This window comes from Lamprocystis purpurea DSM 4197 (genome assembly GCF_000379525.1).
GTDB classification, from domain to species: Bacteria; Pseudomonadota; Gammaproteobacteria; order Chromatiales; family Chromatiaceae; genus Thiodictyon; species Thiodictyon purpureum.
Map to the genome: position 1 here is coordinate 176,338 of NZ_KB902363.1, position 15,605 is coordinate 191,942.

The 15,605-nt window shown below is 63.8% G+C and carries 15 protein-coding genes and 2 pseudogenes; 12 read left to right on the forward strand and 5 right to left on the reverse strand.

Features of this window, described 5'->3' with window-relative positions; translation table 11 throughout:
- Positions 1 to 458: 458 nt before the first annotated feature.
- The 5 genes and pseudogenes from A39O_RS31575 to A39O_RS31580 form a co-directional block, all read left to right on the forward strand.
- A pseudogene (locus A39O_RS31575) lies at positions 459 to 1,932 on the forward strand (transketolase-like TK C-terminal-containing protein); the annotation flags it as partial.
- 97 nt (positions 1,933 to 2,029) lie between these two features.
- Entirely contained in the window at positions 2,030 to 2,347 is a 318-nt protein-coding gene (locus tag A39O_RS0102015; RefSeq protein WP_020503046.1) for a helix-turn-helix domain-containing protein, read from the forward strand.
- 235 nt (positions 2,348 to 2,582) lie between these two features.
- Complete coding sequence (locus tag A39O_RS0102020; RefSeq protein ID WP_157639562.1) at positions 2,583 to 2,816, forward strand: hypothetical protein; 234 nt, start codon at positions 2,583 to 2,585, stop codon at positions 2,814 to 2,816.
- Positions 2,809 to 3,054: pseudogene (locus A39O_RS37505) on the forward strand (type II toxin-antitoxin system VapC family toxin); the annotation flags it as partial. The gene A39O_RS0102020 and the pseudogene A39O_RS37505, both read left to right, overlap by 8 nt.
- A 70-nt stretch (positions 3,055 to 3,124) precedes the next feature.
- Positions 3,125 to 4,984, forward strand: a complete 1,860-nt coding sequence (locus A39O_RS31580) for a COR domain-containing protein (protein ID WP_245561731.1) — start codon at positions 3,125 to 3,127, stop codon at positions 4,982 to 4,984.
- A 402-nt stretch (positions 4,985 to 5,386) separates the two neighbouring features.
- Here A39O_RS31580 and A39O_RS37515 read toward each other — a convergent pair whose 3' ends face one another.
- Positions 5,387 to 5,695 (reverse strand): type II toxin-antitoxin system prevent-host-death family antitoxin, encoded by a 309-nt coding sequence (locus A39O_RS37515; RefSeq protein ID WP_245561733.1) that lies wholly within the window; start codon positions 5,693 to 5,695, stop codon positions 5,387 to 5,389.
- On the opposite strand from A39O_RS37515, the gene A39O_RS41535 reads away from it, so the two are divergent.
- Complete coding sequence (locus A39O_RS41535) at positions 5,597 to 5,800, forward strand: hypothetical protein (protein WP_020503051.1); 204 nt, start codon at positions 5,597 to 5,599, stop codon at positions 5,798 to 5,800. The two genes, A39O_RS37515 and A39O_RS41535, sit on opposite strands and share 99 nt — an antisense overlap.
- A gap of 615 nt (positions 5,801 to 6,415) precedes the next feature.
- On the forward strand, positions 6,416 to 9,913 hold the full coding sequence (locus A39O_RS36105) for a S8 family serine peptidase (RefSeq protein WP_026199094.1): 3,498 nt from the start codon (positions 6,416 to 6,418) through the stop codon (positions 9,911 to 9,913).
- Between the two features lie 100 nt (positions 9,914 to 10,013).
- On the opposite strand, the gene A39O_RS0102045 is transcribed toward A39O_RS36105, so the two are convergent.
- The 4 genes from A39O_RS0102045 to A39O_RS0102060 all read right to left on the reverse strand — a co-directional run bounded on the left by A39O_RS0102045 (position 10,014) and on the right by A39O_RS0102060 (position 12,180).
- A complete protein-coding gene (locus tag A39O_RS0102045; RefSeq protein ID WP_020503052.1) occupies positions 10,014 to 10,619 on the reverse strand; it encodes a TIGR04282 family arsenosugar biosynthesis glycosyltransferase in 606 nt (201 codons plus the stop codon).
- Complete coding sequence (locus tag A39O_RS0102050; protein WP_020503053.1) at positions 10,616 to 10,834, reverse strand: glycosyltransferase family protein; 219 nt, start codon at positions 10,832 to 10,834, stop codon at positions 10,616 to 10,618. The genes A39O_RS0102045 and A39O_RS0102050 overlap by 4 nt, the downstream gene beginning before the upstream one ends.
- Positions 10,831 to 11,823 (reverse strand): arsenosugar biosynthesis radical SAM (seleno)protein ArsS, encoded by a 993-nt coding sequence (arsS, locus tag A39O_RS0102055; RefSeq protein ID WP_026199095.1) that lies wholly within the window; start codon positions 11,821 to 11,823, stop codon positions 10,831 to 10,833. The genes A39O_RS0102050 and arsS overlap by 4 nt, the downstream gene beginning before the upstream one ends.
- 111 nt (positions 11,824 to 11,934) lie before the next feature.
- Positions 11,935 to 12,180: a hypothetical protein gene (locus A39O_RS0102060; protein WP_157639563.1), complete on the reverse strand. Its 246-nt coding sequence runs from the start codon at positions 12,178 to 12,180 to the stop codon at positions 11,935 to 11,937.
- 2 nt (positions 12,181 to 12,182) lie between these two features.
- Between A39O_RS0102060 and A39O_RS0102065 the strand changes: the two genes are divergently transcribed.
- From A39O_RS0102065 to A39O_RS0102085, 5 genes are all read left to right on the forward strand, one after another.
- Entirely contained in the window at positions 12,183 to 12,539 is a 357-nt protein-coding gene (locus A39O_RS0102065) for a DsrE/DsrF/TusD sulfur relay family protein (protein ID WP_020503056.1), read from the forward strand.
- A 616-nt stretch (positions 12,540 to 13,155) separates the two neighbouring features.
- Positions 13,156 to 13,833, forward strand: coding sequence for an HAD hydrolase-like protein (locus A39O_RS0102075; protein ID WP_020503058.1), 678 nt, complete (start codon positions 13,156 to 13,158; stop codon positions 13,831 to 13,833).
- Positions 13,830 to 14,027, forward strand: coding sequence for a hypothetical protein (locus tag A39O_RS40195; RefSeq protein ID WP_157639564.1), 198 nt, complete (start codon positions 13,830 to 13,832; stop codon positions 14,025 to 14,027). The genes A39O_RS0102075 and A39O_RS40195 overlap by 4 nt, the downstream gene beginning before the upstream one ends.
- A 190-nt stretch (positions 14,028 to 14,217) precedes the next feature.
- Positions 14,218 to 14,637, forward strand: coding sequence for an SEC-C metal-binding domain-containing protein (locus A39O_RS42025; RefSeq protein WP_020503059.1), 420 nt, complete (start codon positions 14,218 to 14,220; stop codon positions 14,635 to 14,637).
- A 345-nt stretch (positions 14,638 to 14,982) separates the two neighbouring features.
- Positions 14,983 to 15,486 (forward strand): hypothetical protein, encoded by a 504-nt coding sequence (locus A39O_RS0102085; protein ID WP_026199096.1) that lies wholly within the window; start codon positions 14,983 to 14,985, stop codon positions 15,484 to 15,486.
- Positions 15,487 to 15,605: the final 119 nt, after the last annotated feature.

The window sequence follows — 15,605 nt, forward strand, 5'->3', positions numbered from 1 at the left end:
ACTGCCAGCCGCGCGAGAGCACGGGCGCCGATCCGCCGGCACTGCTCCGGACATCCCCTCGTCGAGCCCCAGGGCGAACCCGGCCGGCGCTGGACAGCCGAGAAAGCCCCTTACTTTCCCTCGCACTGTCCCTTTAATGTCCCATAGCGACAACGCGAGCCATCAAAAACCAACAGAACTATAGCGATGCAGTACGGGACCGACGGATTACTTATCAGTTGTGGCCTTTTCTTGCCCCCTATTGCACACTCTAAGCTGTCATTGGAGCGCGCCCTATAGTGGACCCCATGCTCCTGTCCGATCTCGTTCGTCGTCTTGACCCCGCGGATCGCTTCCAGACCGACTTTGGCCTTGAAGGATGCCGTGTACGTCTTGCGCTTCGCTTCGCCCATTCTGATATGCCCCTTTTGGTTCGGCGCGAGCTTAAATTACTGTCCGGTTTTCGGGGTCCACTATAGGGCTACGGGATGGGCCATTGGGGTCAGGGCAAGATGGGTTCCCACGGGCAGAAAAAGCTGGAGGCCGAGGCGCTGCTCGCCTTCCGCGACCGTTTTGAACTGCCGCTGTCCGACGCCGATGTCACGGCCTTAAGCTTCTATCGCACGCCGGCCGACAGCCCCGAGATGAAATACCTGCACGCGTGCCGGCAGGCGCTCGGCGGCTATCTGCCGGCACGTGTCGGCCAGGGTCCGGCGCGGGCCGCGCCCGCGGCGACCGCCTTCGCCCGGCTGCTGGGAGGAGTCCACGACCATGGTGTTCGTGCAGCTTCTGTCGCATCTGCTGCGCGACCCGGCGTTCGGCCGCACGTTGGTGCCGATCGTCGCCGACGAGGCGCGCACCTTCGGCATGCAGGCGCTCTTCCGGCAGGTCGCCATTTACTCCGCGGTCGGGCAACTCTACCAACCGGAGGACAAGGACGAACTGCTCTACTACAAGGAGGCCCGCGACGGCCAGATCCTGGAGGAGGGCATCACCGAGGCCGGCGCCCTGGCCTCCTGGATCGCCGCCGCGACTAGCTACAGCACCCACGGTGTGCCGATGCTGCCCTTCTACATCTTCTATTCAGTCTTCGGCTACCGGCGCATCGGCGATCTGGTTTGGGCCGCCGGCGATTCGCGCTGTCGGGGCTTCCTGATCGGCGCCACCGCCGGCCGCACCACCCTCTCGGGCGAGGGTCTGCAGCACCAGGACGGCTCCAGCCACCTGCTATTCTCGGTCGTACCCAATTGCGTGGCCTACGATCCCTGCTACGGCTACGAGCTGGCCGCCATTGTGCAGGACGGTATGCGGCGGATGCTCGAGGACCAGGAGGACGTCTTCTACTATGTCACGGTGACGAACGAGAACTATGTCCACCCCGCCATGCCGGAGGGTGCGCAGGAAGGTATCCTGCGCGGCCTGTACCGGCTGCGGCTGGCCGCGGACCGCCAGGGCGGGCCGCGCGTGCAGCTGCTGGGGGCCGGCACCCTGCTGCGCGAGGGGTTGGCCGCCGCCGAGTTGCTAGAGGAAGACTGGGGCGTGGCCGCGGATGTGTGGAGCGTCACCAGCTTCACGGAGCTGCGCCGCGACGGACTCGACGCCGAGCGGCGCAATCGTCTGCACCCGAGCGCAGTGCCCGACCTGAGCTGGGTCGAGCAATGCCTGGCGCCGACCGCGGGCCCCGTGGTCGCCGTGAGCGACTACCTGCGCACGGTACCGGATCTCATTCGCGCCTGGGTGCCGCGCCGCTATGTCACCTTGGGCACCGACGGGTATGGGCGCAGCGACACCCGTGCCGCGTTACGCCGCTTCTTTGAGGTGGATCGGCACCACATCGCCGTCGCCGCGCTCAAGGCCGTGGCTGACGATGGTTCCATCGAACAATCCAGGGTCGAGGAGGCTATCGCGCGGTATGGGATCGATACGGGCGGCCCGAATCCTTGGGATTGCTGAGCCGCCGTCAAGAAGGCGGCGCGGCACGTCCTGGAGTTGACGGATGAGCAACTCGCGGCGCTGGTCCGCAACGGCCAATTTTCGGAGGTTGACGACGATGACCAAGCAGTACCGTAGCGACGCGCTGGCCTCGATCCACGAAACCATGGAGGCCCTCCACGAGGTTGGCGCCATCGACAATCAGACCATGCGCGAGTTTGACGACTCATGCCTGACGCCGGTCGAACCGCTCTCGCCCGCAGCCATCCGGGCGTTGCGCGAGCGTGAGCATCTCTCTCAGCCGGTCTTTGCCCGCTACCTCAACGTCAGCAAGAACCTCGTCTCGGACTGGGAGCGAGGCATCAAGCGCCCCGGCGGCCCGGCGCTGCGGCTCTTGACCGTCATCGAGAAGAAAGGGATTCAAGCCATCGCTTGAAATACGGGCCACTACAAAAAGGGCTCTGACTTTGATGTACCCTTATTGTGGCATGTCCCCTATTTCTTGCTGAGCCCTGCCGCCACGCCGCCTGGGCTCCGCCCCTGCTTGCAGCTAGGTCTAGATTGGCCTAATTTGACCGAATGAGACCACCACACAAACAACAAGACCCGGCTCCCAACTCCCTGCCAAGAGCCCAGGCCGCAACCGGCCGCGAACCAGAATGACCATCGGTATGAAGGCAATCGAATTTCAAGCCATTGCCCACGACGGAGTTCTCGACATCCCGGCGGAACATCGCCGTCGACTGGACGGCAAGACGGTGCGCGTTGTCCTAGTGGATGCCGAATCCCAGGACGCCGGTGGCAACGAGACCCTATTTGCGCGCCTGCGCCGGGTGCGCATTCAGGGGCCGACGGATCTCTCGACCAACCACGACGCGTACAGCGTCGGCGAGCAGGATGCCTGAATCCGTCTTCATCGATACCGGCTACATCCTCGCGCTGGTAAACGAGAACGATCAGCACCATGCCGAGGCGCTGGTGCTCTCGCAGCGGTACGACGGCCAGCCGGTCGTGATCACCGATGCCGTGCTGCTGGAGATCGGCAATGCCCTGTCCCGAATGGACCGAACCGCCGCCGTGCAGATCATTCAGGATCTCCGCGACGCTTCGGAGGCGACCTTGGTGAGCCTGACGCCCGAGTTGTTCGAATCGGCGTTCCTACGAGGCCAAGCTACTGATTGTCGGCGAGGGCGGGGCCGGAAAGACCAGCCTGCTGCGCCGCCTGTTCCTGCCCGAGCTGGGCCTGCCCGCCGAGGACGAGACCACCCGCGGCATCGACATCCACCGGCACGAGTTCCCGACCTCGGACAGACGCAGCTTCCGGCTCAATGCCTGGGACTTCGGCGGCCAGCAGATTTATCACGCCACGCACCAGTTCTTTCTGACCAGGCGCTCACTCTATGTGCTGGTCGACGATACGCGTAGCGACAACAAATCGATCCATGACGAGGGCTTTAAGTTTTGGCTGGAGGTGGTCGACACATTCAGCGAGGGAAGCCCACTGCTGATCTTTCAGAACGAGAAGGGCGGGCGGAGCAAGCAGATCGACGAGGCGGGCATCAAGGTGCGCTTTCCCAATGTGCAGCAGGTCCTCCGGGGCAACCTGGAACATCCGGGGGCGGCGGACGGCCTGCGCCAAGCGGTGGAATACTTCGCCAGGCGCTTGCCGCATATCGGCGAGGACGTGCCGGCCAAGTGGGTCGCGATTCGCCGGGATCTGGAGGCGTTGGCGCATTCCCGGCCCTATATCCAACTCGACGAATATCTCGCGGTCTACGGACGTCATCTGGAATTGGACCGCGAGAAGGCGCTGCTATTGAGCCAATACCTGCATGACCTGGGAGTGTTCCTGCACTTCCGGGAGCCGCGGGAGCTGGGTCGAACGGTGTTCCTGCAGAACCAATGGGTGACGGATGCGGTGTTTCGCATCCTGGACGACGAGCAGGTGAAGGAACGGCGGGGCCGGTTCACGCTGGCTGATTGTGATCGCCTGTGGTGCGACCGCGGCTACGCGGACAAGGACCTTGAGCTGCGTGCCCTGATGGCCCGGTTCGAGCTCTGCTATCCGCTGCCCGACACCAAGCCGGAGACCTGGCTGGCCCCCCAACACCTGTCGCCGTCCAAGCCGCCCGCGTTGAGCGATTGGGCCAGGACCGGCGACCTGATGTTGACCTACCGTTACGCGTTTCTGCCCCGCGGACTGGTCAGCCGGCTCATCGTGCGGATGCACCGTTTCGTCAAGCAGCCGGATCTCTGCTGGTCACGCGGTGCGCTGTTCGAGCACGACGGGACGGCGGTGCTGGTGGAGACGACCGTGCGCGGCAACGAGATCGCGCTACGCGCCCGCGGTCCGGAACACAAGGCGCTGCTCAGCATCATCGCGAGCGACCTGGATGCGCTGAACGCGAGCTTTCCGGGGCTCAAGGACAAGGTCGGGAAGTGGGTGCCGTGCATCTGCCGGACCTGTGCGGATCTGACGGAGCCCGCGATGTTCGCGCAGAAGGAACTGATCGAGCGCAAGGCGCGGAGCAAGCGGACCATCGAGTGTCCCAAGCCGCCCGATTACGCCGATGTCGCGGTGCTCGCACTGCTCGACGGGCTGGAGCCGACGCGGTTGCCGGAGTGGGCCCGCGAGCTGCCGGCGGTCGATGCGCCTTTTGCCGTCGCGGTGTCGTTCCCTGGCGAGCATCGGAGCCTGGTGCTGGACGTCGTTGAGTGTCTTGCCGGGGTCCTCGGACGCCACCGGGTCTTTTATGATGCCTGGTACGAGGCCCGGCTGCTCGGCAGCGGCGGCGATCTGAAGCTGCAAGACTGCTACAAGCAGGCCGAGCTGGTCGTTCCCTTCTTCTCCCGGCATTACGCCAAACCCTGGTGCGCGCTGGAGTGGGAGACCATCCGCGGTGTGCTGCTAACCCGCCGCGCGGAGGATGCAGTCATCCCGGTCCATCTCGACGATACCGAGATCCCCGGCTGGCCTGCCGTGAGCTTTGGCATCAAGCCCAACGGCCGAACTGCCGAACAGATCGCGGGACTGATCCTGGATGCATACCGGCTGCGCCATCCGGCCTGGTGACGGAACTCGTGTAGGGCGGAACGCGCTAGCGGCCCCGCCTTCTATACCGGCCGGGTCCTTGGCGACCGCCAGCGAATTCCGACCAGGAACGCGGCGGGGGGAAGTATCGGGATACCGCGCCAAGGGTGCATCCGCATGAGGTGCGGATCGCGGCGCTCACCAGGACCCCCGTATCCAGCACCACGCGTTTAGCGAAGCTCATGGACCAATCGGTCGCTATCCGCGTCGGTCAAGGCCGCCGCCTCCGGCGCAGCAATTCCAAATTTGGGCAGCATCGCGCAGCCCCCCTGGTGGATGCGGCGCGCACGACCGGCGTGCCGGGTCCCTGACACCGAGCGGCGCGCCTTATCCACCCTACAGCGGGCCGGTTTTGTAGGGTGGATAAGCGCAGCGCATCCACCATCAGTCTCGCTGCCGGCACGCTGTCGGCGGGCAGCCACCCAACATTGGAACTGCAACCCCCGGCGAGGTTGCGGTCGTGCGCCGATCGTTGGCGTACCATCTCACCGCTTCTTCGCGGCGCGTGCTTAAGTCCGCAAGCGCCTTGAGGTCGTGCCCGCAGACCACGTAGGCAACCGGCCGGCCGCGCCGGGTAATCTCAATGGGCTCCCGTTGTGCCTGATCGATCAGTTCCCCGAAGCGGTTTTTGGGCCTCGACCGATCGTAGAGACAGTTGTTTCCGACATCTTCGCGCCTTTGCTCGATGAGCAGCTCGCCCAGTACCTGGCGGCAACAGGGCGGCGAGGCGTTCGAGAAAAAGAAGGTCGCATCGAGCAGATGCGCTCGCTGGTCCAGCCCATCCCGGCGACCGGTTAACCTCGACGCCTCCCGCGACCGGCCAGGGCGCCAGCGCGTCGCCGGCGGGCGTGGTTGTCCGCACGCGAGGTTTCTGAGAACTCCTCTCAAATTGGATACCGCTGGTGCCCGCGCCCGCGCGAAAACGTCTGCGCTTCAGGCTCGCCGGCCCCCGGCCCAGCCCCGCGGCGCCCGCGAAAAACGTCGCAGCGCAAATGGCTCTTAGGAGTTAATTAAATCCAATACATACTATAAGAAGAAAACGTTGTAGCTCGCTTTAGATCATGCTCTTAATGATTATTGAAGCAAACAAGCATTTAAATTGAAATGCCTCTACCTTGACGAATTTAGAAATATGTCATATGCTAATTAGCGCGGCGCTATGTCTGGATTGCACTTCCGCGGTCGGCTGTTCCTGCGGATCCTTGTCGGTTGCTGCCGGTCGTTCTTCACGCGGCCATTGTCGGCACCGATTCTCAGGGGTGTTGTGCCGCACGCTTGTTCAATCGATCTGCGGGGTGCGAAGAATGCGACCCGTTTCTGAATTGGTCTGAGATGTCCGCATACACTTGGGATTCGGCATCAGGAGCGGGTTGTAACCACAACTTGAGGTGAATTGGATAGGACCAAGTTAAAATGAAAAGGCATTCCTGGTATCGGAATCTCCGGCAGTGGGGTCTCGCCGTCTTCGTCACGATCGGTTCGGGGGGAGCGTTCGCGCAATCCACCGCCGCGGTCGGTGACGCTGGGGCCAAGATCGAATCCGAACTTATACAGACATTGCAGACCAAAGGCACCAGTGCCTTCTATGTCCACTTTGAACAGAAGGCGGACTTGAGCTCGGTCTATGGCTTCGCGATGACCTGGGAAGAGCGCGGGCAGTATGTCTATGACACCCTCAGGGCGACCGCGCAGTCCAGCCAGGCAGAGGCGCAGCAACTGCTCGCCGCGGCCGGGTTGAAATCGACCTCGTTCTTCGTCGGCAACCTCCTCTATGTCGAACGGGCCGATCTGGCCGTCGCCCAGGCGCTCGCCCGGCTCCCCGGGGTCACGGCCCTGAAGCTGCCGCGGACCTTCGAGATCGATCTGCCGATCATCGGCGGCGGTGCCGACATCAGCAATCAGCCCGCCGGCAGCCTCGCGTGGGGTATCGTGGATACCAACGCCGACGCCTTTTGGTCAACCTATGCGAAAGAGGGTGAGGGCATTGTCGTCGCCAACATCGATACCGGGGTGCAGTGGAACCATCCCGCGCTGGTGAATGCCTTCAAGTGCGGGAGCGCCGCGGCCGACCCGACCTGCTGGGCGGACCCCTCCAACATCTGTGGTTCGGCCGGCGCCTGCGACAACAACGGCCATGGCACCCATACCATGGGAACCATGGTCGGCGCGAACGATTCCAGCCTCGCCTGGCAGGCGGGCATGGCCCCCGGGGCCAAGTGGATTGCCTGCAAGGGCTGTGAATCCAACAGTTGCTCCGACCTTGCGCTGAATACCTGTGCCGACTGGCTCCTGGCCCCGGGCGGCAATACGGCCAACCGCCCTCATGTCGTCAATAATTCCTGGGGCGGCGACGGCGGCAATACCTGGTATCAGAGCAAGGTGGATGCGTGGCGGGCGGCCGGTATCTTCCCGGCGTTTTCCGCAGGAAACGATGGGTCAAACGGTTGCGGCTCGCTGGGGTCACCTGGTGATTATCAGGCCTCCTTCGCCTCGGCCGCGCACGACAGTGCGCGCGCGATTGCCTACTTCTCCAGCCGCGGCCCCTCGGCATTTGGCCATGATCCCTATACCAAGGCCAATATCTCCGCGCCCGGCGTCAATGTGTGCTCGTCCCTGCCCGGTGACAGTTGGAGTTGCGACTATAGCGGCACCTCGATGGCGAGCCCGCACAGCGCGGGCGCCGTCGCCCTGCTGTGGTCCTGCAATCCCAATCTGATCGGCCAGATCGATCAGACCGTCCAGGCCCTCCAAGGCAATGCCGATACCCCACCCGCCGGTGACTGCGGTGCCCCGCCCGAAGGACCGGGCAATTACACCTATGGCTACGGCTATCTGAACGTGCTGGCGGCCGGCGGGCTAGTGTGCAGCGACCCCCCGGCGGGCAAACTGGTGCTGAATCCCACCTCCCTGGCGGCCACGGTGACTCTGGGGAAGAGCCGGACCCTGCCCTTGGACCTGTCCAACACCGGCGGTCAGACGCTGAATTTCGCGATCACCGAGCAATCGGTGACGGCAAGCGCCCAGATGACTGGCACCGCCAAGATCGCGATTCCGACCTTTACCGGTCTGATCCCGGTTTCGGAGGTTCCAGCGTCCACCGGACCGGCGCCACGTGACGCCATCAAAGACTTGTCTGCGGCCGCTCCCGCGCCGGCGCAGCCGTTGGGGACTCTGAGTGGCGCGCCGGCCTTTGCCATGGACGTCTATCCCGGCGAGAATCTGGTCAGCATTCCCAGTGTCGATGTTCCTGGAACCTGGAACGTCATCGCCAACAAACCTGGCACCTCCTATTTAGCCGGGGACTTCATCGGCGGCGATTTCACCAAGCTCTATGCCCTCGATTACGCGACCAACCAGTTGCACAGTCTGGATACGGTCACCGGAGCCACCACGGTGATCGCTGCCGCCGCGCCGATTGCCGGTGAAACCTGGACCGGCATGAGCGGGGGGAGTAATGGGGTCATGTATGCCTCCGGGAGTGTCTGTGGATCATCATCGACGCTCTACAGCGTCAACCTCACGACCGGCGAGCCAACGGTGATCGGTCCCATCACCAATGGCCCCTGCATCATCGATATCGCCATGTCGCCGGACAACACGTTCATCTATGGCGTAGATATCATGAACAATGTCCTGGTGCGTATCGATCCGGCGACCGCTGCCGGCACGGTGGTTGGCTCGGTCGGGGTCGACGCCAATTATGCCCAAGGAATGGACTTCGATGATGCCTCCGGCATCCTGTACTGGGCGGCCTGGACCAGTGATAGCGGTGCGGGCGAGATGCGGGTGATCGACATCACCACGGGCAACAGCGCCCTGGTCGGCGCCTTCCCGGGCGGCGCCGAGACGGACGTCCTGGCCATCGCCACGGGTGGGGTGGTGGATGTCCCCTGGCTCAGTGAGAGTCCGACGTCCGGCGTTCTGGCACCCACGGCGCATCAAGTTGTCAACGTGACCTTCGATGCCGGCGTCGACGGGATGACGGTCGGCGTTTACCAGTCCAAGCTGAACGTCCGGACCGATACACCCGATGGTACGCTGAGCGTTCCGGTGGAGTTGACCGTGGTCGACGCCGTGGTGGCCGATTTCGTCGTCGATTTCGGCAGCACCGGCCTGTGGCTCTACACCCTGAATGATCTGGGTGCGACCAGCAATGATCCGGACGCGACCATTGATGGTGCTTGGGACAGGATCCACGACGGGAATGCGGAAGGTCTGGCTGGCTGGTCGGGCGGGCTGGCGGTAGACTTAGGCACCAAAGGTCTCTGGAACTACAACGGCGCGACCTGGAAAAAGGTCTATCCCCTCAGTCCCATCAACGGTGGACTGGCAAACTGGGCGGGCGGGCTAGCGGTGGACTTCGGCACCAAGGTCCTCGTGAACTATGACGGTAAGTCCCTTAAATGGCTCCATACCGGGATGTCCGGCAAGGGTGTAATGGCCGGATGGTCAAAGGGGTTGGCGGTCGACCTCGGCCCGAGCGGCCTCTGGAACTATAACGGCACGACCTGGGCAAGGATCAATGTCAACCGACCCGATGTTCGTGGACTGGCCGCCTGGAGCGGTGGGCTGGCGGCGGACTTCGGCGGCACCAAGGGTCTCTGGAGCTATGACGGCACCGACTGGAAGAGTATCCATACCGGGAATCCCGGCGATGGCGGAATCGCCGGATGGACGAATGGGTTGGTGGCGGACTTTGACTCCAACGGGCTTTGGAACTATGACGGCACGACTTGGACGAAACTCAGTGCCTGGAATGCCGGCAAGGGCGGCGTAAGCGAATGGAGCGGTGGTCTGATGGTCGACTTTGACGGCAGAGGTCTATGGAACTTCGACGGTGAGGTCTGGCGCAGACTCATCAGCGGCATCGATGCCGAGGCGCTGAGTGCGGTGAGTTGGCCTGGTAAGTAAGCAGCAGGACGGCTGGAAAGCCCCGCTTCTTGGCTAAGGCCGGAAGCGGGGCTTTTCTTTGAACGCCCCATTGGAGAGGCAGCGCCGCGCCGAGGTGCGCTCACAAGCAACTCAAGTCGGCCGGTTCGTCGATGTCCTGAAGCTCGGCGCCCACCCAGACCCGCCAGCTCAGTGCCTTGATACGAGCAAGCGTCAGCTCCGCGACCGCCGCGGTGCTCCAGGGCAGGTCCGCAAACAGGCTGGGATGGAAGGCCCGCAGGCCGAGGAGCACGTATCCCCCGTCATGGGCCGGGATCATCGCCGCCTCGCACTCGTCCAGGGCGGCGGCGGCTGCACGCAGGTGCTGGATGGATAGCGCCGGGCAATCGGTGCCGATCAGCAGGACCCGCCGCGTCGCGTCCCCGCCTGAGTCCAAGTGCCGCCGCGCGGCCCGAGCCAGGCGCGCCCCCAGGTCACCCTCCCCCTGGTCACTGGTCGCAAGCCCCGGCGGTAGGGCCTGCCCGACCCAGTCGGGGTGAGTGACGGCCGGACTGGCGCACAGCTCGACCGGGCCAACTCCGGCCGCTAGCGCCTGCCTCAGGGTCTGGTCAAGCAGGCGTTTGGCGAGCCGCGCCGCGCCTGCCGCGCCCAAGGCGGGGATGAGCCGGGTCTTGACCCGACCGTGGACCGGGGCCTTGGCAAAGACCAGGATGCGCGCCGCGTTCATGCTTGGGCCTGCGGCGCGGAAGCGGCATCCCGCGGCGGTCCACCGCCATAGCGTTCGGCCAGCAACTGGGCTGGTGCGCCACGCCGGTAGGCGAAGCGCAGCCGCCACAGGAGAACGGTGCGCCACGGACCCTGTGTTTCCCAGCGCCGACCGGAGGTGACGACCCGTTCCCGCAGGCCGGCCGGGGGGCCAAAGCGCTTGCGCCGCTGCTTCATGGCGTTGCGGGTTGGCCGGCGTCCCCCAGTGCCCCGCCGCAACTGCTGCCTTGGCCCGCGGTGCAGCCGTAGCAGTGGTCGGCCACGGCGATAGGCGTCGCGGCGTAATCCGTCTCCAACAGGTCACGCAGGTGCGGCCAGGCCTCGCCGGATTCCTCCGTGCGCATGGCCAGCCCCAATTGCTGGTTGAAGTCACAGTTGAACAGCCGGCCCTGCCAGTCCACGCTGATCAGGTCGCGGCACATGACCTGGTCAAGGTTCTCGCGGCAGTGGTTCGCCTTGAGCAGCGCCAGGTAAGCCGTGAACTGCCCCCGGGAGACCAGGGTGCTGCCGAAACGGCAGATGGGCATGTTGGCGAGGACGTAGAGCCGGTTGAAGACAATCCCGTGCCGCTCCCACAGCTCCCGCTTGAAGGCGACCTCCAGCCCCGCCTGAGCCGGCGGAAGGCTCGCATCGCCCGGGTTGTAGACCAGATTGAGGCGCCGCTCGCCGTCTTGCCGGCCATAACCCAGTGCATTGAGGCGCCTCAGACCGTCGATACTGCGGGCATAGACCCCGTGGCCGCGCTGCGCGTTGACGTTCTCCTCCAGATAGCCGGGCAGGGAGGCCAGGACTTCCACCCCATGTTCGGCGAGGAGTTCCGCCAGGTCTTCCTGTCCGGGCTCGCTGAGGATGGTCAGGTTACAGCGGTCGATGACGTGCGCGCCCAGGCCCCGCGCCGCCCGCACCAGGTCGCGAAAGCGCGGGTGCAACTCGGGCGCACCGCCGGTCAGGTCCAGGGTCGGCACGCGCCGGGCGGCCAGCACGCGGGGAATCAGCGCCAGATTGGCATCGTCCATCTGCTCGGTCCGGCCGGGACCGGCATTGACGTGGCAGTGCAGGCAGCTCTGATTGCAGCGATAGCCCAGGTTGACCTGCAAGGTCGCCAGGCCGCGGCGGCGCAGGAGCGGGAAGTCGGTGCCGAGCAATCGGGGTAGGGTAGCGTGCATGGGAAGTTCCGTCGTGGTCTACCGGGGTGAGTGATTGGGGCGTAGCGCAAGCGGGGCCCATAACATTCAACTTATAAGTTGAACGAAAGCGGGGAATCTGCCAGGATTGGGTCACCTTATCCCAACAGCCGTACCAGCGACCGGCGGCAGCCCCCTTTGAACAGCTTCATTCTGGCCGATGAGGCCGCCCCCATCCGCCTCGGCGCCTTTTTCGGTATCTTCGCCCTTAATGACCATCACCCACGCATTTTGAAGGAACCCGATCCAGATCCATACCGCTAAATTGACCGACAGGCCCGTCACGTTGCTCGGCGCTACCGGCACCCAGACCTGCGACCCCATCGTTGTGGAGAACACCCATGAAGATCCTGATTGTCTTGAACCGCGAGCCCTACGACAGCACCGATGTCACCTGGAACGCGCTGCGGCTGGCCGGCACCCTGACCGACGGCGGACAGGAGGTCCGTTTATTCCTGATGAACGACGCAGTTGATCTGGCGCGCGAGGTCTGCCGTCTGCCCGAGGGCTATGACCAAGATCTCTCCGGGATGCTCAAGGCCCTGATCACGCGCGGCGTCGCGGTCAATGTCTGCGGGACCTGCATGGCGCGTTGCGGGATCTACAAGAACCATCCCTATTTCGAGGGTGCCGAGCACTCGACCATGAAAGCGCTGGCGGAGTGGGTCGTCGATAGCGACAAGGTGCTGACCTTCTGAACCCTTGCGTCGTCCACCACAGGCACTCGCCGGCGTACCAAGCTGCCAGCCGGCGCCTCGGCCTGGAGCACGAGGTCCAGGTCGCTCGCCGCGGCGCTCGATGTGATCGAGGCGGCGGTCCTGCGCGCGAATAAAGGCGCCGGGGGCACCTGCTGCCGGACATGAGCCCAAGCAGCCTGGAGAGCCCTAAGGTCAAAGGAGTTGGGGGCGTCTCGCCCCGACACGCTAGGGCCGCTCGGGACCGATGAGGGCGGCAACGCGATCGGCATCGATAGTCGCCCGCGAGGGCGTTGATCATAAATCCGGCCACCGCGTGATCTGCGCGGTCGTCGGTCCGCACAGCGGACCCTACAGATCACGGTGTTACCGTAGGGTCCGCTGTGCGGACCGTCCGCGGCCGGCCGGAACGATGATCAAGGCCCCCGCGAGGATCAGCCCGGCGGTCAGGACGCGAGATGAGCTGGAAGACCGCCTACCGCTCCATTTACTACGCGCAGGCACCGGAGCCCGTGGATTTGGAACTCCTGGTGTATGTCATGCACGGCCCCTGCGAGGTGCCCGGCGGGGTCTGCTGAGTCATTGCCGCGATGATCAAACACTTTGCATAATCCCGTCTATGATTCTCAAACCCCTACCCCAGGCGTCCGCACGGAGCGACTATCGGCTGGTCGTCTTCGATTTCGATGGGACCTTGGCCGATAGCTTCGATTGGTTCGTCCGGGCTTTGAACGGGATCGCGCCGCGCTATCGCTTCCGGCCGATCGCACCGGCCGAGCGTGACCGGCTGCGGGACCTACCCGCCCGCATGGTCCTGCGTCAGCTGGGTGTGACCTGGTGGAAGCTGCCGGTGGTCGCCCACGCGTTGCGGCGGCGCATGGCCGACGACCTGGACGGCATCCGGCTCTTTGCCGGAGTCGCCCCCATGCTGCGCGAGTTGGCCGATGCCGGTCTGGCCTTGGGGATCGTGAGTTCCAACGCGGAGCGCACGGTGTGCCGACTGCTGGGGCCGGAGAATTTGCGTCCGGTCCGCTATCTGGAGTGCGGTGCAGCGATCCATGGCAAACAGGCGCGGCTGCGGCAGGTTCTGAGCGCCGCCCGGGTTGCCCCCGCGCAGGCGATCTATATCGGCGACGAGATCCGGGATATCGAGGCCGCGCGCGGTGTGGGCATGGCGGCCGGCGCGGTCCTCTGGGGCTATAACAGTGCACAGGCGCTGCGCGCCCATCGCCCGGACCACGTCTTTGCGTCGATGGATCAGATTGCACACGAAATGAGTCCGCGACGCCGCGGATGACTCCCCCCCTCGGCGAGCCGAGCGGGGCCGGTGACCGCAACCCGGCAGGTCGCCGTGCTGGTGAGCGCGGGTCTCGGCACCGGGTGGAGGTCCTGCGCCGGATGCACCGGGTCGCCGGCGCACTGAGCAGGGTCGAATTCCCCGATGACCACCTGGTGCCCGAGTCGAGCGGCGTGAACACGAACCCTGGTTGAACCCCTACACCCCGGGGCGCTACACTTCAGAATAATCGGCCGCGCGAGTGCGGCCCCAGTATAGCCCTCGGACGTGATAACCGGACGTAGGGGCGGGTTTAAACCCCGCCCCTACACGAAGGTCTGTCTGGATATCAGGTGCGAACGCTATACCAACCGTTCCACGATTCCCTTCCGGAGAGATGCTCATATGGGTGCAATTGGTGACGCTTTGGTGCGTTTCGCACAGCCGCTGATCGATGGGACTGACGGTTCGCCGGAGCAGTTGCGGAAGGCATTTTCGCTCGCTCAGTTGTGCTGGAATCTGGCGGTGACGTCGGAGGAGCGTCGCGACGCGTTACTGGCGCAAATGCAGCCGGATCTGAACATGGATGACGGAGAGTTTAAGGAATTTAAAAGCAATATCGTTTTTCCGATGATCCTGCGACATCGTGAGTTATTTCCAGGCATGCACCAAAAAGGCGCCATGGCTCCTTCGCGCCGTGCGCCCAGCCATGCGATTCCGCCATCAGCACCGCCTCGCCTCGTCAAGAAGTATGCGGGCACTGGGCGCAATGCGCCGTGTCCCTGCGGCAGCGGGAAGAAATACAAGGTCTGCTGTGGGCGTTGAACCAATGGCATCTGAAAACGTCCACCTCCATGTTTAGACCTGCCGGCTCGCTCGTGGGTTTTCATTTCCGTATCGATTATCTGCAATTCATGCTTGATCCGTTGCGCCTGATGGGTAGAGAGTTAAACGAGTCCATTAGGTAGCATCTTTGGTGTCTCGATCGTTATCGTAATCGTAATCGTAATCGTAATCGAGTGCGGTTGATGATCCCCGCAAGGCCCTTGATCATCGTTCCTGCACAGCCTGGGGTCAGGCGCTACATGATGCCGGACGATGGGCGCAATCCGGTTTTCCGTTCCACCGTGCCCCGAACCCCAAACCCAACGCACCTATGACCGCAACATCATGAGCAAGCTTTCCGCGAAGATCAAAGAGGAGTTCCTTGCGATACTTCCACCGACACTCTTCTTTTTTGTCGCCCTGCACCTCGTGGCGCTGATCCACGTCTTGATGCTCAAGGGAACCGGAATCCCGGTCAAGACTTCCATGTCGATCGCGGTCGCGGCCCTGATCCTCGGCAAGGCGGTCCTGCTCGCCGACCTGCTGCCCATCATCAATCGCTATCCTCACAAACCACTGATCTACAATGTGGTCTGGAAGACTTTGCTCTATCTGCTGATGGCCGCGCTGATCCATTACCTGGAGCGGCTCGTGGAGTTCTCCCGGCAGGCCGGCGGTGTCGTGGCCGGCAATGAGAAGCTGCTTGCCGAGATGGTTTGGCCGCATTTCTGGGCCATCCAGATTCTGCTGTTCGTCCTCATTGTCATGTACTGCACCACGGGAGAACTGGTGCGCGTGATCGGCAAAGAGAAGGCACGGCGGATCTTCTTCGGACCGCTCCCCGCATGAATAACTCGAGCAGCCTGTCGGACTTAGCCCCTAGGATTGGGGTATGAGTCAACATAAAGGATTGTTGTTGCTCCACAATCTAACGTAAGGTGATTCCCGCGAAAAATCCAACCCGTAGG

Bases quoted from the DNA above. Each gene is read 5' to 3' on its own strand.
- A39O_RS0102015 (WP_020503046.1), top strand. From the start codon at position 2,030: ATGACCAAGCAGTACCGTAGCGACGCGCTGGCCTCGATCCACGAAACC.
- A39O_RS0102020 (WP_157639562.1), top strand. From the start codon at position 2,583: ATGAAGGCAATCGAATTTCAAGCCATTGCCCACGACGGAGTTCTCGAC.
- A39O_RS36105 (WP_026199094.1), top strand. From the start codon at position 6,416: ATGAAAAGGCATTCCTGGTATCGGAATCTCCGGCAGTGGGGTCTCGCC.
- A39O_RS0102045 (WP_020503052.1), bottom strand. From the start codon at position 10,619: ATGAACGCGGCGCGCATCCTGGTCTTTGCCAAGGCCCCGGTCCACGGT.
- A39O_RS0102050 (WP_020503053.1), bottom strand. From the start codon at position 10,834: ATGAAGCAGCGGCGCAAGCGCTTTGGCCCCCCGGCCGGCCTGCGGGAA.
- arsS (WP_026199095.1), bottom strand. From the start codon at position 11,823: ATGCACGCTACCCTACCCCGATTGCTCGGCACCGACTTCCCGCTCCTG.
- A39O_RS0102065 (WP_020503056.1), top strand. From the start codon at position 12,183: ATGAAGATCCTGATTGTCTTGAACCGCGAGCCCTACGACAGCACCGAT.
- A39O_RS0102075 (WP_020503058.1), top strand. From the start codon at position 13,156: ATGATTCTCAAACCCCTACCCCAGGCGTCCGCACGGAGCGACTATCGG.
- A39O_RS40195 (WP_157639564.1), top strand. From the start codon at position 13,830: ATGACTCCCCCCCTCGGCGAGCCGAGCGGGGCCGGTGACCGCAACCCG.
- A39O_RS42025 (WP_020503059.1), top strand. From the start codon at position 14,218: ATGGGTGCAATTGGTGACGCTTTGGTGCGTTTCGCACAGCCGCTGATC.
- A39O_RS0102085 (WP_026199096.1), top strand. From the start codon at position 14,983: ATGAGCAAGCTTTCCGCGAAGATCAAAGAGGAGTTCCTTGCGATACTT.